Source organism: Vibrio sp. 10N.222.48.A3 (genome assembly GCF_041475345.1).
In the GTDB taxonomy this organism is placed as follows: Bacteria; Pseudomonadota; Gammaproteobacteria; order Enterobacterales; family Vibrionaceae; genus Vibrio; species Vibrio tasmaniensis_A.
In genome coordinates, this window is the sequence record NZ_JBFRVX010001593.1 from 1 (window position 1) to 558 (window position 558).

Annotated in this window: 1 pseudogene; it reads left to right on the top strand. The window is 37.1% G+C overall.

Features of this window, described 5'->3' with window-relative positions:
• Positions 1–297: 297 nt before the first annotated feature.
• Positions 298–558, top strand: a pseudogene (locus AB4653_RS27910) (transcriptional regulator HexR); the annotation flags it as partial.

Genomic DNA, 558 nt, shown 5'->3' on the forward strand with positions numbered 1-558 from the left:
GTTCATACTCAATTTGCATTCTTTTTGCTCTAATCCTCTTCCAATTCTGTAGTTTTCTAAAATTTTGTTGAGGTTTGTCATATTCTTAAGCATTGATGCCGTGTTTTTGTATTAGTGAATAGTATCTTGGGTTTATACTGACTCTATGGTGCTAGTTAGCTTGATATCTATTTGATGCAGTAGAATTTACAATACCGAATATAAGTTTGGTTTTGTATTTTCTTATATTTGTTTCAGCCATACCCCCTGGTAAAAGATATTAACTAGCAAGTTGTTCTCTATACCCTTGTGAACACTATGAATACATTAGAAAAAATACAAAAAAACCTGGAAAATTTCAGCAAGTCTGAGCGTAAGGTAGCCGAAGTCATCATGGCTTCCCCTCAAACTGCAATTCATTCTAGCATTGCTACCTTAGCTAAAATGGCTGACGTGAGTGAGCCTACAGTTAACCGCTTCTGTCGTCGTTTAGACACAAAGGGCTTCCCTGACTTTAAACTTCACCTAGCTCAAAGCTTGGCGAACGGTACACCTTACGTGAACCGTAATGTTGAAGAA